At 60.1% G+C, this 25,234-nt stretch carries 25 protein-coding genes; 10 read left to right on the top strand and 15 right to left on the bottom strand.

What is annotated here, in order from left to right; all coding sequences use genetic code 11:
* Positions 1–82: 82 nt before the first annotated feature.
* The 5 genes from BMX75_RS05175 to BMX75_RS05155 are packed head-to-tail and all read left to right on the top strand — an operon-like array spanning position 83 to position 5,394.
* Positions 83–1,081: a TRAP transporter substrate-binding protein gene (locus tag BMX75_RS05175; protein ID WP_092825984.1), complete on the top strand. Its 999-nt coding sequence runs from the start codon at positions 83–85 to the stop codon at positions 1,079–1,081.
* Between the two features lie 59 nt (positions 1,082–1,140).
* Positions 1,141–1,704, top strand: coding sequence for a TRAP transporter small permease (locus BMX75_RS05170; protein WP_092825826.1), 564 nt, complete (start codon positions 1,141–1,143; stop codon positions 1,702–1,704).
* A complete protein-coding gene (locus BMX75_RS05165) occupies positions 1,701–2,978 on the top strand; it encodes a TRAP transporter large permease (protein WP_092825824.1) in 1,278 nt (425 codons plus the stop codon). Before BMX75_RS05170 ends, BMX75_RS05165 begins: the two co-directional genes overlap by 4 nt.
* Before the next feature lie 49 nt (positions 2,979–3,027).
* Positions 3,028–4,488 carry an aldehyde dehydrogenase family protein gene (locus BMX75_RS05160; protein WP_092825822.1) on the top strand — a complete coding sequence of 487 codons (1,461 nt, stop codon included), beginning with the start codon at positions 3,028–3,030 and terminating at the stop codon, positions 4,486–4,488.
* Between the two features lie 30 nt (positions 4,489–4,518).
* Complete coding sequence (locus BMX75_RS05155; RefSeq protein ID WP_092825820.1) at positions 4,519–5,394, top strand: NAD(P)-dependent oxidoreductase; 876 nt, start codon at positions 4,519–4,521, stop codon at positions 5,392–5,394.
* Positions 5,395–5,711: 317 nt separating this feature from the next.
* Here the strand turns inward: BMX75_RS05155 and BMX75_RS05150 are convergent, their stop codons facing one another.
* A complete protein-coding gene (locus BMX75_RS05150; protein ID WP_092825818.1) occupies positions 5,712–6,011 on the bottom strand; it encodes an addiction module antidote protein in 300 nt (99 codons plus the stop codon).
* Positions 6,008–6,307 carry a type II toxin-antitoxin system RelE/ParE family toxin gene (locus tag BMX75_RS05145; RefSeq protein WP_092825816.1) on the bottom strand — a complete coding sequence of 100 codons (300 nt, stop codon included), beginning with the start codon at positions 6,305–6,307 and terminating at the stop codon, positions 6,008–6,010. The genes BMX75_RS05150 and BMX75_RS05145 overlap by 4 nt, the downstream gene beginning before the upstream one ends.
* A 330-nt stretch (positions 6,308–6,637) precedes the next feature.
* Here BMX75_RS05145 and BMX75_RS05140 point away from each other — a divergent pair, with 330 nt between their 5' ends.
* The 3 genes from BMX75_RS05140 (at position 6,638) to BMX75_RS05130 (ending at position 11,145) form a co-directional block, all read left to right on the top strand.
* Positions 6,638–9,100, top strand: a complete 2,463-nt coding sequence (locus BMX75_RS05140) for a DUF1266 domain-containing protein (protein ID WP_092825814.1) — start codon at positions 6,638–6,640, stop codon at positions 9,098–9,100.
* A gap of 113 nt (positions 9,101–9,213) precedes the next feature.
* Positions 9,214–9,909, top strand: coding sequence for a C40 family peptidase (locus tag BMX75_RS05135; RefSeq protein WP_092825812.1), 696 nt, complete (start codon positions 9,214–9,216; stop codon positions 9,907–9,909).
* 27 nt (positions 9,910–9,936) lie between these two features.
* Positions 9,937–11,145: an MFS transporter gene (locus BMX75_RS05130; RefSeq protein ID WP_092825810.1), complete on the top strand. Its 1,209-nt coding sequence runs from the start codon at positions 9,937–9,939 to the stop codon at positions 11,143–11,145.
* Here the strand turns inward: BMX75_RS05130 and BMX75_RS05125 are convergent.
* The 5 genes from BMX75_RS05125 to BMX75_RS18135 are packed head-to-tail and all read right to left on the bottom strand — an operon-like array spanning position 11,093 to position 15,917.
* The gene (locus tag BMX75_RS05125) at positions 11,093–11,731 is read right to left on the bottom strand and encodes an ABC transporter ATP-binding protein (RefSeq protein ID WP_092825808.1); all 639 of its coding nucleotides are present in this window, start codon (positions 11,729–11,731) and stop codon (positions 11,093–11,095) included. The genes BMX75_RS05130 and BMX75_RS05125 overlap by 53 nt on opposite strands.
* Positions 11,724–12,539 (bottom strand): ATP-binding cassette domain-containing protein, encoded by an 816-nt coding sequence (locus BMX75_RS05120; RefSeq protein WP_092825806.1) that lies wholly within the window; start codon positions 12,537–12,539, stop codon positions 11,724–11,726. The genes BMX75_RS05125 and BMX75_RS05120 overlap by 8 nt, the downstream gene beginning before the upstream one ends.
* 20 nt (positions 12,540–12,559) lie before the next feature.
* Positions 12,560–13,360: an ABC transporter permease gene (locus BMX75_RS05115; protein WP_092825803.1), complete on the bottom strand. Its 801-nt coding sequence runs from the start codon at positions 13,358–13,360 to the stop codon at positions 12,560–12,562.
* Positions 13,357–14,337: an ABC transporter permease gene (locus tag BMX75_RS05110; RefSeq protein WP_217639858.1), complete on the bottom strand. Its 981-nt coding sequence runs from the start codon at positions 14,335–14,337 to the stop codon at positions 13,357–13,359. The genes BMX75_RS05115 and BMX75_RS05110 overlap by 4 nt, the downstream gene beginning before the upstream one ends.
* Positions 14,328–15,917, bottom strand: coding sequence for an ABC transporter substrate-binding protein (locus BMX75_RS18135; RefSeq protein WP_092825801.1), 1,590 nt, complete (start codon positions 15,915–15,917; stop codon positions 14,328–14,330). Before BMX75_RS18135 ends, BMX75_RS05110 begins: the two co-directional genes overlap by 10 nt.
* Before the next feature lie 86 nt (positions 15,918–16,003).
* Between BMX75_RS18135 and nikR the strand changes: the two genes are divergently transcribed.
* A complete protein-coding gene (nikR, locus tag BMX75_RS05100; RefSeq protein ID WP_092825799.1) occupies positions 16,004–16,405 on the top strand; it encodes a nickel-responsive transcriptional regulator NikR in 402 nt (133 codons plus the stop codon).
* 74 nt (positions 16,406–16,479) lie between these two features.
* Here the strand turns inward: nikR and BMX75_RS05095 are convergent, their stop codons facing one another.
* A complete protein-coding gene (locus tag BMX75_RS05095; RefSeq protein WP_066318050.1) occupies positions 16,480–16,965 on the bottom strand; it encodes an FKBP-type peptidyl-prolyl cis-trans isomerase in 486 nt (161 codons plus the stop codon).
* A gap of 174 nt (positions 16,966–17,139) precedes the next feature.
* Between BMX75_RS05095 and BMX75_RS05090 the strand changes: the two genes are divergently transcribed.
* Positions 17,140–17,418 (top strand): hypothetical protein, encoded by a 279-nt coding sequence (locus BMX75_RS05090; protein WP_092825797.1) that lies wholly within the window; start codon positions 17,140–17,142, stop codon positions 17,416–17,418.
* 90 nt (positions 17,419–17,508) lie between these two features.
* On the opposite strand, the gene BMX75_RS05085 is transcribed toward BMX75_RS05090, so the two are convergent.
* The 7 genes from BMX75_RS05085 to mnmA form a co-directional block, all read right to left on the bottom strand.
* Complete coding sequence (locus tag BMX75_RS05085) at positions 17,509–17,976, bottom strand: outer membrane lipoprotein (RefSeq protein ID WP_092825795.1); 468 nt, start codon at positions 17,974–17,976, stop codon at positions 17,509–17,511.
* 316 nt (positions 17,977–18,292) lie between these two features.
* Positions 18,293–19,891, bottom strand: a complete 1,599-nt coding sequence (locus BMX75_RS05080; RefSeq protein ID WP_092825793.1) for an isocitrate lyase — start codon at positions 19,889–19,891, stop codon at positions 18,293–18,295.
* A 304-nt stretch (positions 19,892–20,195) separates the two neighbouring features.
* Complete coding sequence (locus BMX75_RS05075; RefSeq protein ID WP_092825791.1) at positions 20,196–20,633, bottom strand: GNAT family N-acetyltransferase; 438 nt, start codon at positions 20,631–20,633, stop codon at positions 20,196–20,198.
* Position 20,634: 1 nt separating this feature from the next.
* Positions 20,635–21,819, bottom strand: coding sequence for a cupin domain-containing protein (locus BMX75_RS05070; protein WP_092825789.1), 1,185 nt, complete (start codon positions 21,817–21,819; stop codon positions 20,635–20,637).
* 129 nt (positions 21,820–21,948) lie between these two features.
* Positions 21,949–23,334 carry an adenylosuccinate lyase gene (purB, locus tag BMX75_RS05065; RefSeq protein ID WP_092825787.1) on the bottom strand — a complete coding sequence of 462 codons (1,386 nt, stop codon included), beginning with the start codon at positions 23,332–23,334 and terminating at the stop codon, positions 21,949–21,951.
* 42 nt (positions 23,335–23,376) lie between these two features.
* Positions 23,377–24,015: a high frequency lysogenization protein HflD gene (gene hflD, locus BMX75_RS05060; RefSeq protein WP_092825785.1), complete on the bottom strand. Its 639-nt coding sequence runs from the start codon at positions 24,013–24,015 to the stop codon at positions 23,377–23,379.
* Positions 24,012–25,166: a tRNA 2-thiouridine(34) synthase MnmA gene (gene mnmA / locus BMX75_RS05055; RefSeq protein ID WP_092825783.1), complete on the bottom strand. Its 1,155-nt coding sequence runs from the start codon at positions 25,164–25,166 to the stop codon at positions 24,012–24,014. Before mnmA ends, hflD begins: the two co-directional genes overlap by 4 nt.
* Positions 25,167–25,234 lie beyond the last annotated feature (68 nt).

Genomic DNA, 25,234 nt, shown 5'->3' with positions numbered 1-25,234 from the left:
AGGTAATTGCCTGGGCCAAGTTCGCACATCTGGCGATTTGCCCAAAAAACCCACCCTCAAAATAACAAAAGAGGGATTTATGATGACTAAGACCTTTGCTCGCCACTCACTCGTGGCCGCTATCGCTGCCATTGCTACCACTGGCGTTGCCCTGCAGGCTCATGCGGCAACGGAAGTCAATCTGGGTCACACCCTGTCTTCCTCGTCGCATTACTCGGTAGGTGCAGACGCCTTCAAGGAGACGCTGGAGGAGCTATCCGACGGGGCCTATACCGTTAACGAACATCCGTCGGGGTCCCTGGGCGGTGAAAGGGAAATGATTGAAGGCTTACAAATCGGCACGGTCGATTTTGTGATCACGTCAACGGGGCCGTTAGGTAACTTCGTGCCGGAAACCTACGTGCTTGACTTGCCGTTTCTATTTGAAGATTACGAGCAAGCGCGCTGCGTACTGGACAGTGATCTCGGTGATGAACTGCTGGCAAAAATGAGTGACCACGACCTGGTCGGGCTTGCCTGGTCGGAAAATGGTTTCCGACACATGACCAACAGCCAACGGGAGATCGCCACGCCCGCAGACGCTGAAGGTTTGCGCGTTCGCACCATGGAAAACAGGGTTCACCAGGAGGCTTTCCGCCAAATGGGTGCCCGGCCAACACCCATGGCTTTCCCTGAGCTTTTCACCGCGCTTCAGCAGGGTACCGTCGATGGTCAAGAGAACCCTATTACCGTCATCGTGGCGACGAACTTCTGGGAAGTGCAGGATTATCTGTCGCTAACAGGCCATGTTTATTCGCCTGCCATCGTGCTGGGTTCGCCCATTCTCATGGATGGTTTAAGCGAGGAGGAGCGGGGCTGGTTCATGCAAGCCGCCGCGGCATCAGCGGAAGCCACGCGTGAGGAAGTTTCTCGCTTGGAGCGCGAGGGGGTAGCGCTCTTGGAAGAGAATGGCATGACGGTCAAAACGGATATTGACGTTGCGCCTTTCCAGGAAGCGGTAAAGCCAGCTTACGAGATATTTACCTCGGAGTACGGCAACGAAATGCTTGAGCGCGTTCAGGAAAAAGCCAGCAACTGCTGAGCACTTCCTCCACTTCGGCCTCCGGTCTTCTGGAGGCCGTTTCTGCACGGTGACCATCTATGCTAGCGGTATTTCTTCGTCTGGAAAGCCAGTTAACACGCTTGGCCCTGCTCATTGCGGTGGTGATGCTAGCCATATCAGTGACGCTAAGTTTTTACCAGGTCCTCACTCGCTTCATTTTTAATGCGCCTTCTACCTGGTCTGAAGTTGCCTCGCGTACGGCGATGATCTGGTGTGTGTTCATGGCCGCGGCGGCTACCTTTCGTGGTGGTTACATGATGGCGGTCGAGGTCATTTATAAACTCGTACCACCGCGTTTTATGAAGCTGCTGGAAGTCGTCATTGTGGTGTGTTGCCTGTTGGTGCTTGGCGTGCTGATTCATTACGGGATTCAGATGACCATGCGTGTCAGTAACCAGACGATGTCAGGCATGAATATATCGATGTCATGGGCGTATGCGGCGATCCCCATCGGGTCAAGTTTTGCCATTGTGGCGGCTATTGCAAGGCTGTTAGCGCAGTTGAGTGATCGAGAAAAGGTGGGGCCGGAAAATAGCGAGACGCTACCGGAGGCAGAACTGCCCCAAGAGGGTGAATTGCCCAAGGGAGGGTCGCAGCCATGAACATGGTGATTGGTCTGTCCTTGATTATCCTGTTTACGGTCGGTGTGCCGATTGCCATTTCAATCCTTCTGGCATCGATTATCGGCATTGAATTCTTCACGCGTCTGCCATTGCTGCTGGTGCCTCAGCAGATGTTTATTGGCATTGATAAATTTCCATTAATGGCCATTCCTTTCTTTATTCTTGCCGGTAACTTGATGGCGGCAGGGGGGATATCCCAACGTCTGGTGGATCTGGCCAAGTCCATCGTGGGGCGTGTCCAGGGCGGGCTGGCGATGTCCTGCGTGCTGACATGCATGATGTTTGCAGCGGTCTCGGGGTCGAGTGTGGCCACGACCTTTGCGATCGGGGCCATCTTGATCCCAGCGATGGTGAAACATGGTTACCCCAAGCCGTTGGCGGCTTCCATTCAAGCGACATCGGCAGAGCTGGGGGTGCTTATTCCGCCCTCCATTCCGTTGATTTTGTATGGTGTGAGTACCGATACGTCTATTGGGCAGCTGTTTCTTGCAGGCGTGGGGCCGGGCGTATTGATTGGCAGCGCGCTTATCATCTTTCTTTATCTGTTCTGTAAGGTGCGGGGCTTCGGTAAAGAAGACTATAAAGACAGCACCGGCTTTATGGTCTCGGTCAAGCGTGCGTGGGTCGCCATGCTCATGCCGGTGGTCGTCATCGGTGGGATTTACGGTGGTATTTTCACGCCTACCGAAGCATCCGCCGTGGCCGTATTCTTTGCCCTCATTGTCGGTGGCTTTTACTACCGTGAATTGAAAATAGACGATCTATGGCCGATTTTTCGCCAAAGCGTGATTTCTACCGCCGCCGTCATGCTGATTATTGCGGCGGCCTCACTATTCAGTTTTCTTCTCAGCCGCACGGGACTCCCTGCGCAAATCGCCACCCTGGTCACCAATACGATCAGTGACCCCATGATGTTCCTGCTGGTGGTCAATGGATTGCTGTTAGTCGTCGGTATGTTTATTGAAACGTCCGCCGCCATTCTGGTGCTGGCCCCCATTTTGACCCCGATCGCGATGCAGTTCGGTATTCATCCCGTTCATTTCGGTCTTGTGATGGTGGTTAACCTGGCCCTTGGGATGATTACACCGCCCTTGGGCGTGAACCTCTTCGCGGCTTGTGCGGTGGCCAAGATATCGATCGATCAGATGCTGCCCTGGTTGATTCGTTTTGTACTGGTGATATTGGCGTGTTTGATGGCGATTACCTATATGCCGTGGATTTCACTTGGGTTGGTGGATTTTCTTTATGGTTAGGTGAGCGGCTTTGAAGCGAATCGAACAAGGACAATAACAGGAGTATTTCATGTTGAAGACGACGGATTTACCGCCCCAACAGGCCCTCATTGGTGGTGGTTGGGTGAACTCTGCCACCACGCTGGAGGTAGAAGCACCTGCCACGGGCGAACCCTTGGCACGTATTGCGCGCTGCCAATCCGACCATATAGACGCCGCGGTAAAGGCAGCGAAGCAAGCTTTTTCCGACCAGTCGGGTGAATGGGCCAGTTGGTCTGCCCGCAGGCGCAGTGAATGGTTACTTCGTTTTGCCGATACTATCGAAGCCCATCAGGAACAGCTGGCGCGGCTTGAGTGTGCCGACACCGGCAAGCCCATGACCCAGGCCAAGGGTGATATAGGGGCCTGTGCCCGCTATTTTCGCTTTTATGGTGGTGCGGCTGACAAGCTCCATGGTGAAACCATTCCTTTTGAAACCGATTTCGCCGTGATGACGCTGCGCGAACCTTACGGTGTATGTGCGCAGATTATTCCCTGGAACTACCCGTCACAGATTTTTGGGCGCTGTGTGGCAGCGGCGTTGGCGGCAGGCAACACGGTGGTGCTCAAACCGGCGGAAGACGCCTGTTTGAGTGTACTGCGCTTGGCGGAGCTGGCTGTGGATCATGGTTTACCCGCCGGTGCGCTTAATGTGGTGCCAGGGCTTGGCTCTGAGGCGGGTGCGGCGTTGGCGTCACACCCTGGTATTGATCATCTCTCTTTTACGGGCTCGCCTGAAACGGGGACTTACGTCGCCCAAGCGGCCGCGCAGCATCACGTTCCGGTCACATTGGAATTAGGCGGCAAATCACCCCAATTGGTGTTCGCGGATGCGGATCTCGACGCTGCGCTTCCCGCCGTCATAAAAGGGATTATTCAAAATGCTGGGCAGACGTGTTCAGCAGGCAGCCGCCTATTGGTTCAGCGCGAAATCGCCGATAGTGTCGTCGCGAAACTTTGTGAGCGTTTCGCGGCCCTGCGCTGTGATGCAGGTGAGACGGATGCCGACTGTGGCCCGCTGATCAATGCGCGTCAGAAAGCCAAGTTGGACGCGCGTCTGGCTGCCGCCGAAGCGGATGGTATTCGCGTGGCGGCAAAGGGGCAGCTAGCGCCCAATGCACCCACTGGCGGTCATTTCGCCGTTCCTCAGCTGCTTACGGACATTCCCAAAGGGCATGCAGTGCTGCACGAGGAGTTGTTCGGCCCCGTGCTGGTAGTGCAGGTGTTTGAAGATGAAGCAGAAGCCCTCGAATTGGCCAACGCCACGGATTTTGGCCTTCGCGCTGGGATATGGACGCGCGATGGTGGCCGCCAGCTACGCTTGGCAAAAGGCATTCGTAGCGGCCAGGTGTTCGTCAATAACTACGGTGCAGCCGGTGGCATAGAACTGCCGTTCGGCGGCGTTGGCCGCTCTGGCCATGGCCGGGAAAAGGGCTTTGAAGGCTTGCGCAGCTATACTCGGATCAAGACCGTCGCGATCAAGCACAGCTAGGATGTCAGCAATATAAATGGAGCGATAACAATGACAACATCTCGAAAGGTAGGCATTGTCGGTGTGGGCCTGATGGGCCATGGTATTGCCAATAGCCTGCTGCGTGCAGGCCATGAGGTCAGCTTTCTTGAACATTCTGGTAATCAGCCTGTGGATGATCTCATGGCAGCCGGCGCCACCCCGCTGAGTTCGGGCCGGGAAGTGGCACAGAATGCAGAGGTGGTGATTTTGTGCGTCACCGGATCGCCGCAAGTAGAAGCGGTGCTCTTTGAACCCAACGGCGTTCTGGAAGGCTTAAAGGCCGGTAGTGTCGTCGTCGACTGTTCTACCGCACTACCCAGTTCGACAGAAACTGTGGCGGCCAGGGTGGTGGCGGCAGGTGGCCGCTTTATGGATGCGGCGATGACGCGCACCCCTAAAGAAGCGGAAGAGGGGCGGCTTAATCTGATTGTCGGCGCTCCGACGGCGTTATTCGATGAAACCCTGCCACTACTGCAAGGGTTTGCCGAAAACATTGCCCATGCTGGGGACGTAGGCGCCGGGCATACGCTAAAGCTACTGCATAACTTTGTGTCGTTGGGCTTTTCGGCCGTGCTGGCCGAGGCCACCGCTGCGTCTCGCAAGGCGGGTATCAGCGATAGCGCACTATTAGAAGTGCTGGGAGCGGGTGGCGGAGGTGGCGTTGTACTGGAGCGACTGCGTCCTTATATCGTTGACCATGACCCCTCCGGTTTCAAATTCACCGTTGCCAATGCCACTAAAGACCTTGGTTACTATCACACCATGACCAACGAATTGGGGGTGGAGCGTGGCGTCGCCGAGGCTGTTCATGCCCTTTATACGTCTATCGACGACACAACAGCGGCCGTGCCGGAGGTGATAGGCGTTCTGGAGAAGCGAACTTAGCGGTCGGTGCCGAGTAAACGGAAAGCTTCGCACCCGCTGGCACATGCTTTAGTGGTGCCTCCTAGCCGCTGTAGCAGCCCGACGATGTCGGGCGATAAGGCCTTCTACAGGCCATGGCCTTCAGCGGCGGGATCATTGCTGATCGCGCAATGAATTGCGCTCTTACGAACCCCACCGGCACATGCTTTTTTGGTGCCTCCCAGCCCCTGTAGAAGCCCGACGATGTCGGCCGATAAGACCTTCTACAGGCGATGGCCTTCAGTGGCGGGATCATTGCTGATCGCGCAATGAATTGCGCTCTTACAGGCCGGTATTGGTTATGCGGCCGGTTTTTCGTGTGGGCGTGCTGTTAGGTCAACGCCAAGTGCGCGCGTTACGGCGAGCATGGTTTTCAAGGTTGGGTTGCCTTGTTCACTGAATGAGCGGTAAAGCTGCTCGCGGGACAGGCCTGTTTCCCGGGCTAGTTCAGTCATGCCCTTGGCACGCGCAATCACGCCCATCGCTTTTGCGATATACGCTGAATCGCCAGTTTCTAGTGCATCCGCAAGAAACACGGCAATTGGCTCCTCGCTCTCTAAGGCTGCTGCTGGGTCGTAATCATAGATTTTATCGTTCATAACGACTCCCACTGTGCTGCTAAGCGATGTGCTGTTTCGATATCGCTTTGCTGGGTACTTTTATCGCCACCGCATAACAGGATGATGATCTCGTTGCCACGCTGCTTGAAATAAATGCGATAACCAGGGCCGTGGTGAATACGTAATTCGCTAACGCTGTTCCCAACAGGTTTTACGTCCCCTGGTAAGCCATTCGCCAGCCGAAAGATATGGGCGGCAATCAATGCTTTAGCACGCTGATCGCGGCGTTTGCGTTCCCACTTTCGGTACGTATCTGTTTGTTTGATTTCAAGCACCTGTTAAGTGTAGTTTTTCGACTACATTCATGCAAGCGATGATTTTCGGCGGCAGGATCACTGCTGATCGCGCAATGAAGCTCCTACGAACCCCACCGGCACATGCTTTAGTGGTGCCTCTCAGCCCTTGTAGGAGACCGACTTCGTCGGGCGATCAGGCTTGCTACAGGCGATAATCTTCGGTGGTTCGATCACTGCTGATCGCGCAATGAATGGCACTCTGACGAAAACCTGTACTCGACATCTATCGGCCTTTGGGGCTGTTTCCGTTACACTAAGCGGCTTTGAACTTGCCTGCGGGCAGTGGGTGGTTTTTTGTCGAGGTGTCTCTTGGGCGACGCGTTACATGCTTGGTGGGCGCAGCAGTTGGTGCTGTGCGATTGGCATTTTACGCCGCATCCCCTATCGGTGGATGCGGGGGCGGCGGAACAGCGTTTGCTGGGCCAGGGGATTGCCCATCGGGGTGAGCTGGCCGAGCAATGGTGGCTTGCGCTGCATGCCCCGGCAGGCGAGGCGGATCAACTGCTGGCGGCGCTGGAATGGGCGGCGTTGGCCGGTGCGGCGGGGTGGATAAGCGCCGAGCAGGCCAGCGACTGGGCCTGCTGCGTGATGCAGCGTATTCACCACGACTACCGCGATCTACGCAGTTGGCTGGGCGATGTGCGCCGCTCGCTGGGCGTGCGTGGCTGGGCTACCGGGGCCGATGACCGTTTTATCGATGCCTGTCAGGTGCTGGCGGACTCGGAAGCCGAGGGCGCGGGGATCACCTGGGAGATGTTCGAGGCGGCGCTGCGCGATCACGGTGACGTCGCCTTGTGGCCCACATCGCCTGGCGCTCGGCCCTGGCGGCTGTGTGCGCTGTTTCGTCCGCTGCTCAATTACCCGGCAAGCCAGGCGGATTGGCCGGATGCAGTCAATTGGTTGGGTACCGCCTGGGATATTGACAGTCGCGACGAGCTGCTGACCGGGCTGTTATGGCTGGGTGCCCAGGGGGAGCGCCAGCGCTGGGACGTTGAGGCACGCGATCTGCTTGCCATGGACGCGGCCCAGCGCCAGGAGTGGCAGCGCAATGCCCAGCCTGATTCGCACCACGCCAGCGTGCTATGCCGCTTTGTCAACCAGGGAGAGCCCCTTGAGTGGGCCGCCTGGGACTGGCTGCGGCTGGTCGAACTGGCCTGGGCGGGGGCCTGCAGCGGCTGGCTGACCCAGGCCGAGGCGGATGCCTTTGCGGCGCACGCCGCCGAGCTGATGCAGCGCCGCTACCATGACTGGCGGGCGGTGATTGTTGCCTACCGGCGGGGGCAGAGCCTGTTTGACGGTATTGACCGTCGCGACATGACGCCGCCCGAACGCGAGACGCTGCTGCTGAGCGGCTCGTTCAGCCCCTGGCAGGTCGCCGTTGACGACCTGCTGGACGCCGAGACCCAGGCGGCCTCGCGCGACATGCTCAGCCAGTGGCGCAACTCGCCACACCGCTGGTTGCTGGCCATGGCAGGGGTGCGTGAGCCGGATGCCATGCTACGGCTGGCCAATCCCGAGGCCCCGCTGAGCGAAGCGCAACGCGTCGAGGCGGGGGAGTATCTGGATGGCTCCCTGGGGTTGCATGCCGACGAGGGAGCGGCGGCCATGGCGCGCTACTGGCTGCCTGCTCAGGCGCATCACCTGAATCAGCTCGCCGCCGATGCGGCCCACGGGGTCATGCCGCCTTCCGCGACGCTGTTTGGTCAGCCGGATTTTCCGGTTAACGCCCAACGCCAGGCGTTGAAAGGCGTCAGTCGTCATGCTGCCACGATCCACATGGCCGAGAAGTTTGCCTTCTACCTGCATATGGCCCTCAACAGCGAACTCCTCGAGACGGAGGCGCTGCTGGATTACGCGCGCTCGCTGCGCAGCTGTTTGTGCCGCTTTTATCCCAACGCCAAACGCATGCTGGAAGCCTGGCTTGCCTGGGAGCATTGCTTGCCGGAGAGCGAGCATGCCTCGCTGAGCAATGAAATTGCCTGGCACCTGGAAGACCCGGGCAGTCTGTTCCATTGGCTGGACTGGCGTGCTGATGCGTGGCGCGAACCCAGCGAGCGGCCGACGCTCAGCCAGTTTACTGCGATGTCACTGGTGGGACCGTTGAACAGTGCGGTCTGGAGCGAGCCCCAGCAGGAAAGTCCCCGCGAGTGCGCGGAGATTCGTGAATGGGTGGAAAGCCATTACCACCTGGCCAGCGCCGACGATATGCAGACCTTTTTGACGTCCATGTTGGAGGCGGGTGACCGCCAGGAATATCAGATCAATTACGAGCCCTACACGCTCAATACTCAGCGCCTGGAAGCCGAGATTGCCATTCTGGAGTCAGGTGATTGTGCGGAGGAGGATCGCCATCATCTGCTGAGGCTGCGCCGCGTGCGCGATAACGAGGATGGTTGCAACGAGATCGACATGGCGGCCTGGGATATTGCCCAGCTTGTCGATCTGGCCATTGCCGGTCGACAGTTGGGCTGGCTGTCATCCACGGCCTTTGCCGATGTGCTGGGGCGTGCCTACCAACTGGCGGCGGATCACTATTCGGGCTGGCAGGATTACGCGGCTGGCATGTACGCGGGTTTCTCGTTCTTCATGGGGGAAACCCCCGAGCGGGAGAGCTTTCTGGCCAGTTTTCGGCAGGCTCTGGTCGCCTGGCTGTGCGCAGCACCGATACTGGCAGGGCCCTGGGCGAGCCTGGATTTTCCCGGCAACAAGCCGCGTCATTTTGCGCCGCTGCACATCGATACGCTGCCCGGCGATCAACGTACCTTGCATTGAGACTCGCTTAACGTAGGTATTTTGGCTTATAGTCATGGTTGTCCAGTATTAGCTCAGCCAAGCATAGGTCTGGCATCTGGTAATTTTATTCAATTATTGACGAGGGATCGCGCATGGTTGCGTTGCCAACTATTGCTGTCACCGCTGCTCGTTTTATCAATCTTTATTCTGTTCGCTTACGTGAACGCCATGCGCCTCTGGCGATGGCTGGCTGCATGGTCGTTGTGCTGAGCGGCTGTGCTACCAGTGCGCCGCGGGATGATACGCCCGATGATTATTTTGCCCGCTCGATGCCGGGGCTGCCCGACGACTGGAAGACGCAGATGTCGCCCTTCGATGGGCAATACGACGACTTCGGCAACTGGCAGGCCTCGCCGACCGAGCAGGTGCGCGAGGCCCTGCTGGCCCAGCATGAGCAGTGGGTCGGCACACCATATCGACTTGGCGGCACCAACCAGCGTGGTATCGACTGTTCGGCCCTGGTACGTAACATCTTCCGCGATACCTTTGAGTTGGAGCTTCCGCGCTCCACCCGTGGTCAAGTCCATGAGGGACGCCCGATCGATCGCCAGGAATTACAGGCGGGCGATCTGGTGTTCTTCCGCCCGCCGGGGGCCTATAACCATGTGGGCATTTATGTCGGCGACGGACATTTTCTGCACGCGTCTACCTCCGAAGGAGTGATTATCTCCAGCCTGGACAATGTCTACTGGAATCGCTACTACTGGCAATCGCGGCGGCCGCTGGCTTCTTCACACATGGCCAAGCTCAAGGATACGTCGCCGTTCAACGCCTCACGGTCAATGTAGCGGCCGCTCCCGACCGTTGAGCGTCACATGATCAAAGCCAACACCCGCGCCTGGTGGCGTGCGACCTTTGCCCTGTGCCTGGGCTCCTTTCTGGTGTTCATCAATCTTTATGCCCCTCAGCCGCTGCTCCCGGGGCTTAAAGAGACCTATGGCGTGTCGACCCTGGGCGTGAGCCTGCTGATGTCGGTGGCCACGCTGTCGTTGGCATTGGCGCTGCTGGTATTCGGGCCGCTTTCCGATGCCATTGGCCGCGAAGGCATCATGCGCACCACCTTGCTGCTGGCGGGGGGCTGTTCGTTGGCGCTGGCCTTTGCGCCCACTTTTGAAACCCTGCTGGCGCTGCGGCTGGTGCAAGGCTTTGTGTTGGGTGGTTTGCCGGCGGTGGCGATCGCCTGGATGGGTGACGAGTTCGATAAACCGGCGCTGCTCAGCGCGGTGGGGCTGTACATCGGGGCCAACTCGCTGGGCGGCATCAGCGGGCGTGTGGTGGGTGGCGCGGCGGCGGATATCGGCGGGCCCACGGCGGCGTTTTTAACCGTTGGCGTGCTGACGCTGGTGGGCTGCGCGGTGTTCTGGCGGCTGCTGCCCAACAGTCAGGCGTTTCGGCCGCAGCGCTTTCAACTGCGTGTCGCCTTGGGCGATCTTGCCGGGCACTTGCGCAATCCTATTCTTCTTGCTGCCTACGCACTGGGCGGCATCAACTTCCTGATCTTCATCAACCAGTTCAGCTACATTACCTTCCGCCTGGCCGGGGCGCCCTATCAATTGGCGGCGAGCAGCCTGGGGCTGGTATTTCTGACCTATCTGGGCGGTACCGTCGGCTCAACGCTGTCTGGGCGGCTGGCCCAGCGCTTCTCACCGGCGACCTGCATGAGCCTGGGCGTGGCGATCCTGATGCTGGGCACGGCGATCACGCTGGCGAATTCCCTTTGGCTGATTATTCTTGGCTTGACCGTCAACGCCTTTGGCTTTTTCCTGGCCCATTCGCTGGCCTCAAGCTGGGTGGGGCGCCATGCCCAGGGTGCGCGGGGCAGCGCGTCAGCGCTGTATCTGGTGTTCTACTACCTGGGGGCCAGCCTTGGCGGTTTCTGGCTGGAGCCGTTCTGGCAATGGGCGGGCTGGCAGGGCGTGGCACTGGGGTCGTGGCTGCTGCTTGGCGTGACGCTGGTTGTGGCGCTGGGTCTCAGGCGCTTTGAGCGCCGTGCCGTACAGACGGGCTCAGACGCCCCTCGCTGAGCGTCAATTGCCTGGGGCAGAGGCGTTCAAGCAGGGCCGCATCGTGGCTGATGACCAGCACGCCGAGCCTTCGCTCATCGACTACCTCGCGCAGCGCTTGCCACAGGGCAAGCTGGGTGAGGGGGTCGAGCATGCTGGAGATTTCATCGGCCACCAGGCAGCGCACCCCGGGGGCCAGGGCGCGTAGCACGCATACCCGCTGCAGTTCGCCGCCGGAAAGCGCGCCGGGGTAGCGGTTCAACCAGCCGGGTTCGATCCCGAAGGCTTCACGCAACTCCGCCGGGGGCGTCCAGGCTTCTTCCAGTATACGCTTGACCCGCCAGCGCGGGTTGACCGAAAGCTCCGGCGCCTGGGGCAGCCATTGCACGGGCTGCAAGCCGCTGCGCGGCAGCGCTTCGCCGTCCACTTCTATCGTTCCCGCCTGGGGCGCAAGATGCCCCGCCAGCAGTTGGCCGAGGGTCGACTTGCCCGCCCCGGAATGACCGCTAAGTCCCAGCCATTCGCCCGCCTCCAGCGACAGGGACACGTTATCCAGCACGGCCGTCTGATCGGCAAAAGCATGATGTAGGCGATAGGCGTTAAGCAACGTTCTGGGCCTGTGCGGTAGGTGTTACGCCAAAATGATTGTCCGGCAGCGCCTGCCAGAGCGCCTGAGCGTAGTCGGTGGCCAAGGTGTCGCCGTCGCCCTGGAAGGCGCTGGCGAAGGCGGTTTCGACACATCGCCCCTGGCGCATGAGGGTGACACGCTGGGCAATGGGCAAAGCATGGCGCAGGTCGTGGGTGATCAGCAGCACCGCTTTACCTTGGCGGGCCAGCGCCGCCAGGGCGTCAAGCACCCGGTCGCGCTGCTGTGGGTCGAGGCCGACGCTGGGTTCGTCGGCGATGATCAACTGCGCGTGGCTCACGTGGGCCATGGCGACGAGTACCCGCCGCGCCATACCGCCGGACAGTTCATGGGGAAAGGCCTGTTTGCTGCGTTCATCCAACTGGTAGTGAGTGAGCGCTTGCCCGGCTGCCTGCCAGGCGTTGGCTCTGGCATCCCCGGCGCGGTTCGCCGCCCAACTGACCTGGCGCTGGCTGCGGACCAGGGGATCGAGCGCATCGAGAGACTGGGGAATCAAGGCCAGTTCACGGCCGCGAAGCTGACGCTGGCGCGCGGCTGTCAGCACCTGGCGGTGGAAGGTCAGTCGGCCGGTCTGGCGCTTGGGCTCGGGCAGAAGGCCCAGCAGCGCATGGGCAAGCAGGCTCTTGCCCGCGCCCGACGCGCCCACCACGGCATGCACCTCGCCGGGGTGAAGCTCGAGTGATACGTCGCTCAATACCTCGGCCCAGCGGCGCCGCCACCAGGGGGCGTAATACGGCAGCTGCAGGGTCAGGTGTTCAATGGTCAGCATGTCATTTCTCCTTGCAGGGCCTAAAGCGCATGACGCCAGTGACTGGCCAGCCGTTCGAGACTGAGTACCACCAGCAACAGCCCCAGCCCGGGGAATAGGCCGAGCCACCAGACGCCGCTGCTCAAGTAGCGCATGGCGTCGGCCAGCAGCAGGCCAATGGCGGGTTGGCTGGGGTCCAGCCCGACGCCCAGAAAGGTCAGCGCGGCTTCGTGCAATATGGCGTGGGGAAACAGCAGCAAGGCGCCGACCACGCATTGGGGCAGCACCTGGGGCAGGTAGTGGTAGACCATCACAAAGCATTGGGACTTGCCGAGCGCTCTGGACATGGCGATATAGGGGGCATGGCGAAGCTGGAGGAGTTCGGCGCGCAGTAATCTTGCCAGGCGGGGCCAGTGGGTGACCGCCACGGCGATAATCACCGCCTGGGTGCCGCCGCCGAGCGCAAAGGCAATCAGCAGTAACAGGATCAGATGCGGCACGCTGAGCAGCGTATCGATCACCAGGGCGACCAGCGCGTCAAAGCGTGGCCCCAGCATGGCCAGCAGCGCCATGCCCAGCGCGATGAAGGTGCCGATCAGCGCGGCCAGGCTGCCGACGCCGATGCTCAAGCTCAGCCCTGCCAGGGTGCGCGCCCATAGGTCGCGGCCCAGCGCATCGGTGCCGAGCCAGTGGTCCAGGCTTGGGGCGGCGAGGCGGGCGTCAAAGTGCATCTGGCCTGGCGTGTCGCCGAGCCACCAGCGGCTACTGAGTAGCGCGACGAGCAGTACGGCGATGGCGGCACCCATCCATAACGCATCGCGCCTGGGCTGCGCGCGGCTCATGGCGTCACCTTCTGCATGCGGGGGTCAATCAGCGCGTAGAGGGTATCGGCGAGTAAATTGCCCACGCTCACGAATAGCGCGGTAAACAGCGCGATGCCCAACAGCAGGGGCACATCGCTGCGCAACCCGGCCGCAACCGTTGCCTCACCAAGACCTGGGTAGGCAAATACCTGCTCGACGAGCACCGAGCCCCCAAACAGCTCTCCCAGCGAGGCCAGCGAGAGCGTCAGGGCGGGCAGGCTGGCATGGCGGATACCGTGCCGCCAGGCGATATCCCAACGGCTGGCGCCTTGTGCAAAGGCGTGGGTGGCGATGTTGGAGTTCATCAGCGCGATCATGCGTGTGCGGGTGTGCAGGGTAATAGTGGCGATGCCCACCAGCGCGAGCGTCATGACGGGCAGTATCAGATGATGCAGCCGGGTGGCCAGGCCGACATCCTGGCTTAGGGTGCCGGTGGGGCCTGCGCAACATACCGGTGTCCAGCCCAGGTACACCGAAAATAACAGCAGCAGGAGCATGGCCAGCCAGAAAGCGGGCGTCGAGGCTGTCAGGTAGGCGTAGGTACTGATGATGCTATCCAGCAGGCTGCCTTCTCTTGCCCCGGCAACCACCCCGAGGGCAAAGCCAACCAGCGTGGTGAGCAGCCATGCGCTGCCCAGCAATACGATGGAGCGCTTGAAACGCTGGCCGATGACCTCGCTCACCGGCTGGTTGTATACATGACTAACCCCCAGGTCGCCCTGAATGAGCTGGCCAAGCCAGTGGCCAAACTGGACCACCGGCGGTTCGTTGAACCCCCAGCGCTCGGCGATCAGGTCCCGCTGCTCCGGGCTTACCTGGGCCATTTGCGGCCCCAGGTAGGCGTCAATCGGGTCGATGGGCGACAGCATCATCAAACCAAACGACACGGCCGCAACGCACACCATTACCAGCGCAAGGCGCAGCAGCCGAACGGCGAAGGTCGCGATCAGTTGCACGTCCAGCGCCAGTCCAGCAGGTTGGCGGTAATCGGCCAGCCATGGCCATGGGGGGCAACGCCGAGGGTGCCCAGGTCCAGGCAGCTGTCGGCGGCATAGATGTGCTCCAGGTTGACCATCCATGCCCAGGTCGCGTCGCCGCGTACGCCATAGCCGGTCTCACCGTCCCATTGGGCATTGCGCCAATGGCGATTGGCCTGTTCGGCGCTGGCGGCCCGCTGGGCGTTGTCGAGGTGATCGTCCACGGCAGGATTGGTGTAAAAACCGCTGTTGTAGAAGCCGTTGCCGCTATGCGCGCTATGGAACAGGTAATAGATCTCCTGGGGGCTGTGGCTGCCAAAACCCATCACGACGGCATCCTGATGGAGGGCTTCGCGCTGTATCTCATCCCAGTGGCGGGCGGTGGGCTGCATGTCGATGCCCAGCGGACGGACCATTTGTGCGCTGACCTCGGCCAGCCGTTGCCGGGTGGTGTCGCCTGCGGGGTAGGTCAGCCGGAAGCGGGCCGTTTGACCGTGTTTTTCGCGCAGGCCATCGTCGCGCTGCTGCCAGCCGGCGTCTTCCAGGCGCTGAATGGCGCCCTCAAGGTCAGGCGCCGTCAGGGTTTCGTCGGGGTCGCTCCACGGCAGGCCGTCGGCGGGGCCGAACGCCGGGCGGCCGTAGCTCTCAAGCGCCACATCCACCAGGGTGTCGCGATCGAGTGCCAGGTTGATTGCCTGGCGGATAGCGATATCGGCGGTGACATCGTTGCCAATGGGCGCGCCATTGTCGGCGGTTTTGCCTTCATCCGGCGGCATGGGAAACAGAATGCCGCGGTTGTCGACGCTTTCCATCGTAATGCGCTGCATGTCTGACGGGATCTCACTGGCAAGCGCCGGGGGCAGGGCGGCCAGGTCGACGTCACCTGCGCGTACGGCGTTAAGGGTGGTATCCTCACCGGTGAACAAGAACACCAGCCGCTCAAACGGCGGGGTGGGGCCGTAAAAGTGCGGGTTACGCTCGACGATCAATTGCTCGCCTTCCTGCCATTCCACCAGTCGATAGGGGCCGGAACCCAGTGGGGCACGGCCGTAGTGGTCGTCGTAGCCGTTCTTACGCGCGGCGCTGGGGACAATCCCCAAGGTCATCAGCTGGTCGATAAAGGTGATGCGCGGCTCGCGCAGGGTGAGAGTGACGGTGTACGGGTCAATGGCCTCGGCATTGTCAAGCACGCTCAGGTCGGCTCTCCCGCCTGCCTCGGCGGCGGCATTGAAGGTAAAGGCGACATCGTCAGCGGTGAGCCGGGTGCCATCCGCAAAGCGGACATCGTCGCGTAGCGTCAGTGTCCAGGTGAGGCGGTCGTCGGAGAGTGACCAGTCGGTGGCGACCTGCGGCTGAGGGGCAAGGTCGGTACCCCGTGAAAGCAGCGTCGACTGAAATAACGGATTGCCGTATTGCCCCCAGCCGAGTAGCGGGTCGAAACCCTGTTCCGGCTCACCGCCGATGGCCATCACGAGTTGGTCTTTGGCTTCGGCGGCATTGGCAAGCGTGACGCAACTGAGCGCCAAGCCGAGTAGAATCGTTCTTGAGTCGAGCGCCATGGCCGTTTCCTGTGGGGGACGGGTATGATGTTTTTTTAATATCATCATACTGGCAGCCAGGGGTCAATTTTTGAAAGGGGGAGTCGATGCAGCGAGTAACGGTCACGCTTGATGAGGAACTGCTGGCGGACGTGGATGAACTGATGCGGGAGCGTGGTTATCAGAACCGTTCCGAGGCAATCCGCGACTTGACCCGCAGCGGGCTCCAACAGGTTCACGAGGAAGCGGCACCCCAGGCGCCATGTATGGGCGCGCTGGTGTATGTTTACGACCATGCGGCCAGGGAGCTCTCCAAACGGCTGACACGCCATTCCCACGCCCACCACGACCTCACCCTTTCGACGCTGCATGTCCACCTGAACGAGCAAAGCTGCATGGAAGTCGCGCTGCTCAAGGGCCAAAGCGACCAGTTGAAGCGGTTCGCCGCCGAAGTCACCTCGTCGCGCAGCGTCCGCCACGGTCGCTTGGTGCTGATTCCTGAGGAATGAGCATAAAAAAGGCGACCCCTTGGGTCGCCTTTTCGCATATCACACGTGGCTGAAAAACAGCCAGGGAGAAGAGCTTAGTGCTGCTCTTCGTCACCTTCGCCGTGTACATGGCCGTGTTCAACTTCTTCTTCGCTGGCTTCGCGTACTTCGGCGATTTCAACGTCAAAGTTGAGGTGCTGACCGGCTAGCGGATGGTTGCCATCAACGACGACGGTGTCGCCTTCGACTTTCTTCACGGTGACCATCAGCGGGCCGCCTTGAGTCTGGGCCTGGAACTGCATGCCCGGCTCAACGCTTTCAACGCCCTGGAACGCATCGCGCGGAACTTCCTGCATCAGCTGTTCCTGAATCTCGCCGTAACCCTCTTCCGGGGCAACCTGGACGTTCAGCTTTTCGCCAGCAGCGTGTCCTTCCAGCTCTTTTTCCAGGCCAGGAATGATGTTGCCTGAACCGTGGAGGTAGGTAAGGGGCTCGCGGCCTTCGGAACTGTCTAGCACTTCACCTTCATTATTGGTTAAGGTGTAGTGGAACGCGACAACCGAGTTTTGCGCAATTTGCATTAAATGACCTTTCGGTGAGTGCATGTCCCTAATATGGTAACGCGTGAATACTGGATTGTCAGGGGGTAGAGGCGGATTTTCCGATGTCTTGGCTTTTTGCGGTATTGCGCCCGGCATTGTGCAGGGCTACCCTAGCTGGACACTTTTCTCGCCGCACCTTTTTCGGAGCCTGACATGACCATATTTATCATCTGGTTGATCGCCCTTGTGCTGATTGGCTACTTTGTTAATCAACGCTGGCAAACCGTGAGTGCCGGGTTGGATAAGATGTTGCCCGAGGCGTTGAAGACCCACGGCGACAACCGCTGGCTTTGGGTGGGGGCGCTTGCGGTGCTAGGTGCGACCACCCTGGTTCGCCCGGTGGATATCCTCCTGGTGGTTATTCTTTTGGGCATTATTGGTGTTGTGATTTACAAGCTGATTGGTTGGGCGTCCAGTAAAGCGCCTCATTAAGCGCTCCCAAACATCAACACAACGAAAAACGCCCCGTCAGCAGATGCTGGCGGGGCGTTTTGTCTGCCGAAAGTAGTGATTGTCTAACAATCAGTAGGGGGCGACGCTCGCGTTGGCACCATTGCCAATAAGACGTACACGCTGTCCGGGCTGGAACTGGCGGTCGGCGCGCTGAACAACCACCACATCACTGCCGTCGTCCAGGCGGATTTCCATCTCCAGGGCATTAATGCGGTTGGCGCGGTCTTCAACAGCGGTGCCGGCAACGGCGCCACCCAAGGCGCCCGCAACAGTCGCCAGTTGACGCCCGGAGCCGCCGCCGACCTGGTTACCCAACAAACCGCCGATAATGGCGCCGCCGCCGCCGCCGAGCAGGCCGCCAGTGCGGCTATCCGCCTGAATCTGTACCGGGCGCACCGCGGCAACGGTGCCGATTCTGACATTTTGGGTAGTCTTGGCCTGGTTACCGCTATATACGTCGCCTGAGTAGCCCGCCGTGTTGGCACAGCCAGCAAGCGTAAGAACGCTGAGTGCGGCGATAGGGAGTAAACGCTTCATGGAAACCTCCAGGTGATTGATTCAGCCATCCCGCTTACGGAACATCACGACTAAATTTTAGAACAGTGTTCGTTAACAAGATACCTGAGAATGCTGACGTTGAACAGCGGTCGTTTGAAGTACTGACTATGTAACCTAGCTATATAAGACAGCGATGCAAGCTAATCGTGCAAAATTAGCATGTAAAACAGTCTATTTTTTGATTAAGAAAAGAGTGTGCAAGCTTAGGTGAAACATCGCGCAGCCGTTAGCAAAAAACGCCCGGAAGACCAACTTCCGGGCGTTAGAGCCTTAGGCTGCCGTTTGGCGTCGAGTATCAGCCAAACTGGTTCATGGTGTTGTCCTTGCCGCCTGCTTTCAGGGCCGCCTCACCCTGGAAGAACTCCTTGTGGTCATCGCCGATGTTCGAGCCTGCCATGTCCTGGTGCTTGACGGTAGCGATGCCCTGGCGGATTTCCTCGCGCTGGACTTTCTTGACATAGGCCAGCATGCCGTCGTCGCCGAAGTAGCCCTTGGCCAGGTTGTCGGTGGACAGCGCCGCCGTGTGGTAAGTGGGCAGGGTGATCAGGTGATGGAAGATACCCGCCTCGCGTGCGCCGTCGCGCTGGAAGTTGCGCGTCCACTCGTCGGCCAGTTGGCCAAGTTCGGTGTTGTCGTACTCGATACCCATCAGCTTGTCGCGGTCGTAGGCCGAGACGTCCTTGCCTTCTTTTTCCCAGGCATCGAATACTTGCTGGCGGAAGTTGAGCGTCCAGTTGAACGACGGTGAGTTGTTGTAAACCAGCTTGGCATCCGGGCAGACTTCGCGGATACGGTTGACCATGGCGGCGATCTGGCCGACGTGGGGCTTTTCGGTCTCGATCCACAGCAGGTCAGCGCCGTTTTGCAGGCTGGTGATGCAGTCGAGCACCACGCGGTCTTCACCGGTACCGGGCTTGAACTGGTAGAGGCCGGAGGCGAGGCGCTTGGGCTTGACCAGCTTGCCGTTCTGCTTGATGACCACGTCGCCGTTGTTGATGTCGGTGGCCGAGGTGATCTCGTCGCCGTCGAGGAAGCTGTTGTACTGGTCGCCCAGGTCGCCCGGCTCGTTGGTGACAGCAATCTTCTGGGTCAGGCCCGCGCCCAGTGAGTCGGTACGCGCCACGATGACGCCATCTTCAACGCCCAGCTCCAGGAAGGCGTAGCGAACGGCGTTGATCTTGGCGATAAAGTCCTCTTGGGGCACGGTGACCTTACCGTCCTGGTGGCCACACTGCTTCTCGTCGGATACCTGGTTTTCAAGCTGGATACAGCAGGCACCCGCTTCGATGAATTTCTTGGCCAGCAGGTAAGTGGCTTCAGCGTTACCAAAACCAGCGTCGATGTCGGCGATGATCGGCACCACGTGGGTTTCGTGGTTGTCGATCTGGCTGATCAGTTCCTGCTCCTTGGCCTTGTCGCCTGCCTCTTTGGCGTCGTCCAGGGCGCGGAACAGGTGGTTAAGCTCCCACGCATCGGCCTGCTTGAGGAAGGTGTAGAGCTCTTCGATCAGGTTGGCGACCGAGGTCTTCTCGTGCATGGACTGGTCAGGCAGCGGGCCGAACTCGGAACGCAGGGCGGCGACCATCCAGCCTGACAGGTAGAGGTAGCTGCGCTTGGTGGTGCCGAAGTGCTTCTTGATGGAAAGCATCTTCTGCTGGCCGATAAAGCCGTGCCAGCACCCCAGTGACTGGGTGTACTTGCTGGTGTCGGCATCGTAAGCGGCCATGTCGTCGCGCATGATCTTGGCGGTGTAGCGGGCGATATCCAGACCGGTGTGGAAGCGGTTCTGGGCACGCATACGCGCGGCGTATTCGGGTTTGATGTTATCCCACTTGCCGCCTTGCGCTTCACGTAGTTGGGCCAGTGCCTTGATATCTTCGAGCAGTCCAGTCATGAGCTAATCCCTCCGGGGTTATAATGGCGATGCGCATGTAAGCAGTGTCTTATGCTGCACCTGCGAAGTCGCTTTCAGCATCGTTCAATTCGCTTGGCGTGTCTTTAAGAAATAAGTCTCTTAATAGAACGTCGTAAGCGGGTTTTCAGGGCAGTCCTTGCGGCACTGCAGTAAAGACACTATCCCTGAAGGGAAGGAGGGCAACAATTGACACTTGGGGGCAGGCAGCGTTGTAGCTTGACTACAGCCAGGCGACAACGCGGGTGAGTTGTGTAGTGGAATTTCGTGATCAGCGGGAAAGCGATCAGCTGAAGGTCAGCGTCATTTCGCGGTGGGGGATGCCGGCGTCCATGAAGACTTCGCCATGGGCGACGAAGCCGAGCCGTTCGTAGAAGGGCAGGGCATGGAGCTGTGAGCTAAGGGCCACCTTGGGGTGGCCGACGCGTTGGGCGGTGGCGATGGCGGCGGCCATCAACTGGCCGCCAATACCGGTTCCGCGCGCCTCGGCGAGTACCGCCACGCGGCCAATATGGCCATCGGGCAGGAGTCGTGCAGTGCCCACCGGGTTGCCGTCCAGATAGGCCAGGAAATGATGGCAGGCGGGATCCTGGCCGTCCCATTCCTCGTCCTGTGGCACCTGTTGCTCGTCAATGAACACCACGCGACGGATATGGCTGGCGATGTCGCCTAGCGCCTGCCAGTCGCCTTCCTGAAGGATGACCGGCAGGCTGTCGCTGGGCATGTTATTCCTCGTCGTCATCGTCGTCCTGTAGCCAACTCAGGCTGCCCGCGTTAACAAGCTGGGTGATGAGCGCTTTGGCACCCGGTAGCTCCAGCACGTCTTCATGCAGCGGTGTTGGAGATGCCAGCCGCTGGGCGAGCGCTTCTGTGCAGGTGTAGCCTTCGCCGTCGACAAATAGCGTGGTGGCGCCATTCTCGGTGCGCCAGGCAAAGCGCGAGCCGGGCATCTGATAGAGCGGGCCATCTTCCTGTAGCTGAGCGACAAGACTTGCTTCATTCATCGGCGTATCCAGCGGGACCACCTGGTCGACGTACTTGGGCTGGGTCATCGCGCGGCCGAACCATTGGGCGATTTGCTGGGGGTTATCCAGCGTCGACAGGATCAACTGGCGCATGCGTTCTACCGAGACATCGTCCAGCTCGCCGCTGTCAGCCGCAGGGGCCCGACCGGCGTCGCTGTAACGCAGTGAGGCGGGTAGCTGTTCGCCACGGTAATCGGCGTAGGAGGTGACCGCTTCATCCGCCGATGGTGCCCGGAAGCCCACTGACATGGTGATGCAGTCGTCGGTCTGACTAACCCCGTGATGCGCCCAGCCGGGTGGCAGATAGAGCATGTCGCCGGGCTCCAGCACCCAGTCGGAGTCTTCTTCGACTTCGAAGGTTTCCAGAATGCGCAGGTCGATACCCTGGATGATCGGCGCGTCATCACGGGTCTGGCCGCCCAGTTGCCAACGCCGCTGACCGCTGGCTTGAAACAGGAAAACGTCGTACTGGTCGACGTGGGGACCCACGCTGCCTCCAGGCGGTGCGTAGCTGACCATGATATCGTCCAGCCGCCAGCGGGGCAGAAAGTCGAATTCCTCGAGCAGGGCGGCCACCGAGGGCAGGTAGTGATCCACGGCCTGCACCAGCAGGCTCCAGTTGCGCTCCGGCAGTCGCTCGAAAGTGGCTTCGTCAAAAGGTCCGTGGGACACCTGCCACGCGCCGTCGGGGCCGTCTTCTTCTACCAGGCGGGCTTCGATACCGGGTTCGCAGGCAAGCCCGGCCAGCTCATCGGGTTCGATGGGGCTGATGTAGTCGGGTATTGCCCCGCGAATCAGGAGCGGCTTTTGTTGCCAATAGCTCGCCAGAAATTCCGCCGGGGTCAAATCGCCGAGCAGTGTCAGTGGCTTATCAGAAGGTTGCATGGTGGTATCCTAAACGAACGTGGCATTTAAAGCCGTGGGTCTAATCAAACCAGAGTAGACCTTAACTAGCGTAGACCTTGATTGAACTAGATCATAACTTTAGTAAATCGTAACTTTAGTAGATCGTAATTATAGTGCATCAAGTCGCTGGTGAATGGCTTCGGCCTGGGCTTTTGCATCGCCGATGTAGTTGGCCGGTGACATCGCTTTCAGCTCGGCCTTGGCGTCGTCGGGCAGCGCCAGGGTGTCGATGAAGGCGGCAAAGCCTGCCTGGTCGATGCGCTTGCCCCGGGTCAGTTCCTTGAGTTTTTCGTAGGGCTTTTCAATACCGTAGCGACGCATGACGGTTTGAATCGGCTCGGCGAGCACTTCCCAGCTGTTGTCCAGGTCCTGAGCCAAACGCGCCGGGTTGGCTTCCAGCTTGCTGATGCCCTTGAGGCTGGCATGGTAGCCAATCAGGCCGTAGGCCAAGCCGACACCCAGGTTGCGCAATACGGTGGAGTCGGTCAGGTCGCGCTGCCAGCGGGAGATCGGCAGCTTCTGCGCCAGGTGACCAAGTACCGCATTGGCCAGACCAAGGTTGCCCTCGGAGTTTTCGAAGTCGATGGGGTTGACCTTGTGGGGCATGGTCGACGAGCCAATTTCGCCTTCCACGGTGCGCTGCTTGAAGTAGCCCAGCGAAATATAGCCCCAGACATCGCGGTCAAAGTCGATCAGGATGGTATTGAAACGGCATACGGCATCGAACAGCTCGGCGATGTAGTCGTGGGGCTCGATCTGGGTGGTGTAGGGGTTGAAGCTCAGCCCCAGGCCTTCCACGAAGGTGCGTGCGTTGGCTTCCCAGTCGATCTCGGGGTAGGTCGCCAGGTGGGCGTTGTAGTTGCCCACCGCGCCGTTGATCTTGCCCAGGATCTCGACGCCTGCGATCTGCTTGAGCTGGCGCTTGAGGCGGTAGGCCACGTTGGCCATTTCCTTGCCAAGCGTCGTGGGGCTGGCCGTTTGCCCGTGGGTGCGCGAGAGCATCGGTTGCCCGGCATGGGCAATGGCCAGCGCGGCAATGTCGTCGGCCACGTTGTGCATGACAGGCAGCAATGCCTGAAGACCATCGGCCAGCATCACGCCGTAGGAAAGGTTGTTGATATCTTCCGAGGTGCAGGCAAAGTGAATGAACTCGGTGACCGCATGCAGCTCGCTGTTGTCGGCGATTTTTTCCTTGAGGAAGTACTCTACCGCCTTGACGTCATGGTTGGTAGTGCGCTCGATGTCCTTGATGCGCTCGGCGTCGGCCACGGAAAAGTCGCGGATCAGCTCTTCAAGAAACGCCGTTGCCTGGGCGGAAAGCGGCGGTACTTCGACGATCTGGTTGTGCTCGGCGAGGCGCTGCAGCCAGCGGACTTCCACAATGACACGGGCGCGAATCAGACCGAATTCGCTGAAATGTTCGCGCAGGGCGGCGGCTTTGCTGGCGTAGCGGCCGTCAACGGGGGATAGAGCAGTCAAGGCAGAGAGTTGCATGGCTTGGTTCCCAGAGGTAAGAGCGGTTGAGCGTAAAAGGCGTTATTTCAAGTCATCCAGCGCGCGGCGCAGGGCTTTGCGTTGGAACATCAGTTTCCAGCGGCGCCCGCCTTGCTGGTGCCACAGCAGCGCAAAGCGAATGCCGGCCATCAAGCAGGCACGTACGCGCTCGGGCATCATGCGGGTCTGAAGCAGCGATGGGTCGCCCTGCACCACAATTCGGGTTTTAAACGTCGAGATGGTTTCCTGATAGGCTTCGCCCAGGCTTGCAACCACGTTTTCATGGGTAGCGCCGAAGTGCTCCGCCTGGTCCTGGATGTGGCTCATTTTCTGCCCCAGGGTATCCATCATTTTGCGGTTGTTGCGCAGCTTGTTCATGAGCAGCAACAGCGAGAAGCCATAGCGCAACACCACCGGGTTGGCCTGTTCACGGCCGACCAGCATCTCGAGGGTATCGAGCCCCTGGCGCAGGTTGTTGGGGTGGCCGCCGTAGATCGCTTCAAAGCTCTCCGGGTTGGGGTTGCTGGTGGCTTCGATCAGCGTTTCCCAGGCGCGCGGCTCTACCTGGCCAGTGCGGGCCAGTTCGTCCACGAGGCTGGCGGCCTGAAAGACCCCTGCGAGCGCAAGGGCTTGGCGCGCGGTCGGGTTTTCCGGCGCGCGGTGTATCGGCGTTGGGTTCATGCGGCTGCCTCGGTTGCCTTCCATGTGGAGTGAATCACGCCGCCGCCCAGGCAGATATCGCCGTCGTAAAGAACCAGCGACTGGCCTGGGGTAACGGCACGCTGAGGCTCATCGAAATGCACCTCGACACTGCCGTCGGGCCGGGTGGCGATCTCGCAGCCGCGGTCGCTCTGGCGGTAGCGGACTTTGGCGGTGAAGCGTCCCCTGGCGACCGGCGGTTCACCGGCCACCCAGTCCATTGGCTCGGTGATCAGGGCATCGCTGTAAAGCAGCGAATGGTGCTTGCCTTGCACGGCCACCAGCACGTTGCGATCCAGGTCTTTCTCGGCGACGTACCACGGGTCTTCAGAGTAGTTGGCCAGGCCGCCGATACCCAGCCCCTGGCGTTGGCCAAGGGTGTAGTACATCAGCCCCATGTGCTCGCCAATGACGTCGCCGTCGGGGGTTTCGATGATGCCGGGCTGGGCGGGCAGGTACTGCTTGAGAAAATCACTGAAGCGCCGTTCGCCGATAAAGCAGATACCGGTGGAGTCTTTCTTCTTGGCGGTCACCAGGTCGTGCTGCTCGGCCAGCGCGCGCACCGCGGGCTTCTCGAGCTCGCCGACCGGGAACAGCGTGCGGGCAATGGCGGCTTCAGGCACAGCGTGCAGGAAGTAGCTTTGGTCCTTGTTGGCGTCCAGGCCTTTCAGCAGGCGCGGGCGACCTTCCCGGGTTCCTTGACGGACGTAATGACCGGTAGCGATTTTGTCCGCGCCAAGCATCTCTGCGTACTCGAGAAACACCTTGAACTTGATTTCCCGGTTGCAGAGGATATCCGGGTTGGGCGTGCGGCCTGCCTTGTACTCCGCCAGGAAATGCTCGAAAACGTTGTCCCAGTATTCGGCGGCAAAATTGGCCGTGTGCAGCTTGATGCCCAGTTTGGCGCACACCGCCTCGGCGTCGGCGAGGTCTTCCTTCGCCGTGCAGTACTCCGTGCCGTCGTCTTCATCCCAGTTCTTCATGAACAGGCCTTCGACCTCATAGCCCTGTTGCAGTAGCAGCAGGGCCGAGACGGAGGAGTCAACGCCGCCGGACATGCCGACAATCACCTTGCCGGTGGCAGGCGTAGCGGGCGTACTTTGAGGCATCGTGGTGCCAGTGATGGATGTCATCGCCATCCTCGGTTGAGTGAGCAATTGGGCGCTTATTATACACGATGCAGCCATGCTGCTTCGAGTGC

It is taken from the genome of Vreelandella subterranea, from assembly GCF_900111305.1.
Taxonomy (GTDB): domain Bacteria; phylum Pseudomonadota; class Gammaproteobacteria; order Pseudomonadales; family Halomonadaceae; genus Vreelandella; species Vreelandella subterranea.
Note: the sequence above shows the minus strand (reverse complement) of the source record. Positions and strands in the feature narration are given on the sequence as shown.

Excerpts from the sequence above, each read along its gene's own strand:
- BMX75_RS05155 (WP_092825820.1), top strand. The coding sequence starts at position 4,519 with ATGACAACATCTCGAAAGGTAGGCATTGTCGGTGTGGGCCTGATGGGC.
- BMX75_RS05175 (WP_092825984.1), top strand. The coding sequence starts at position 83 with ATGACTAAGACCTTTGCTCGCCACTCACTCGTGGCCGCTATCGCTGCC.
- BMX75_RS05095 (WP_066318050.1), bottom strand. The coding sequence starts at position 16,965 with ATGCAAATTGCGCAAAACTCGGTTGTCGCGTTCCACTACACCTTAACC.
- BMX75_RS05080 (WP_092825793.1), bottom strand. The coding sequence starts at position 19,891 with ATGACTGGACTGCTCGAAGATATCAAGGCACTGGCCCAACTACGTGAA.
- BMX75_RS05130 (WP_092825810.1), top strand. The coding sequence starts at position 9,937 with ATGATCAAAGCCAACACCCGCGCCTGGTGGCGTGCGACCTTTGCCCTG.
- mnmA (WP_092825783.1), bottom strand. The coding sequence starts at position 25,166 with ATGACATCCATCACTGGCACCACGATGCCTCAAAGTACGCCCGCTACG.
- nikR (WP_092825799.1), top strand. The coding sequence starts at position 16,004 with ATGCAGCGAGTAACGGTCACGCTTGATGAGGAACTGCTGGCGGACGTG.
- BMX75_RS05170 (WP_092825826.1), top strand. The coding sequence starts at position 1,141 with ATGCTAGCGGTATTTCTTCGTCTGGAAAGCCAGTTAACACGCTTGGCC.
- BMX75_RS18135 (WP_092825801.1), bottom strand. The coding sequence starts at position 15,917 with ATGGCGCTCGACTCAAGAACGATTCTACTCGGCTTGGCGCTCAGTTGC.
- BMX75_RS05150 (WP_092825818.1), bottom strand. The coding sequence starts at position 6,011 with ATGAACGATAAAATCTATGATTACGACCCAGCAGCAGCCTTAGAGAGC.
- BMX75_RS05070 (WP_092825789.1), bottom strand. The coding sequence starts at position 21,819 with ATGCAACCTTCTGATAAGCCACTGACACTGCTCGGCGATTTGACCCCG.
- BMX75_RS05160 (WP_092825822.1), top strand. The coding sequence starts at position 3,028 with ATGTTGAAGACGACGGATTTACCGCCCCAACAGGCCCTCATTGGTGGT.
- hflD (WP_092825785.1), bottom strand. The coding sequence starts at position 24,015 with ATGAACCCAACGCCGATACACCGCGCGCCGGAAAACCCGACCGCGCGC.
- BMX75_RS05165 (WP_092825824.1), top strand. The coding sequence starts at position 1,701 with ATGAACATGGTGATTGGTCTGTCCTTGATTATCCTGTTTACGGTCGGT.
- BMX75_RS05135 (WP_092825812.1), top strand. The coding sequence starts at position 9,214 with ATGGTTGCGTTGCCAACTATTGCTGTCACCGCTGCTCGTTTTATCAAT.
- purB (WP_092825787.1), bottom strand. The coding sequence starts at position 23,334 with ATGCAACTCTCTGCCTTGACTGCTCTATCCCCCGTTGACGGCCGCTAC.
- BMX75_RS05120 (WP_092825806.1), bottom strand. The coding sequence starts at position 12,539 with ATGCTGACCATTGAACACCTGACCCTGCAGCTGCCGTATTACGCCCCC.
- BMX75_RS05115 (WP_092825803.1), bottom strand. The coding sequence starts at position 13,360 with ATGAGCCGCGCGCAGCCCAGGCGCGATGCGTTATGGATGGGTGCCGCC.
- BMX75_RS05085 (WP_092825795.1), bottom strand. The coding sequence starts at position 17,976 with ATGAAGCGTTTACTCCCTATCGCCGCACTCAGCGTTCTTACGCTTGCT.
- BMX75_RS05090 (WP_092825797.1), top strand. The coding sequence starts at position 17,140 with ATGACCATATTTATCATCTGGTTGATCGCCCTTGTGCTGATTGGCTAC.
- BMX75_RS05075 (WP_092825791.1), bottom strand. The coding sequence starts at position 20,633 with ATGCCCAGCGACAGCCTGCCGGTCATCCTTCAGGAAGGCGACTGGCAG.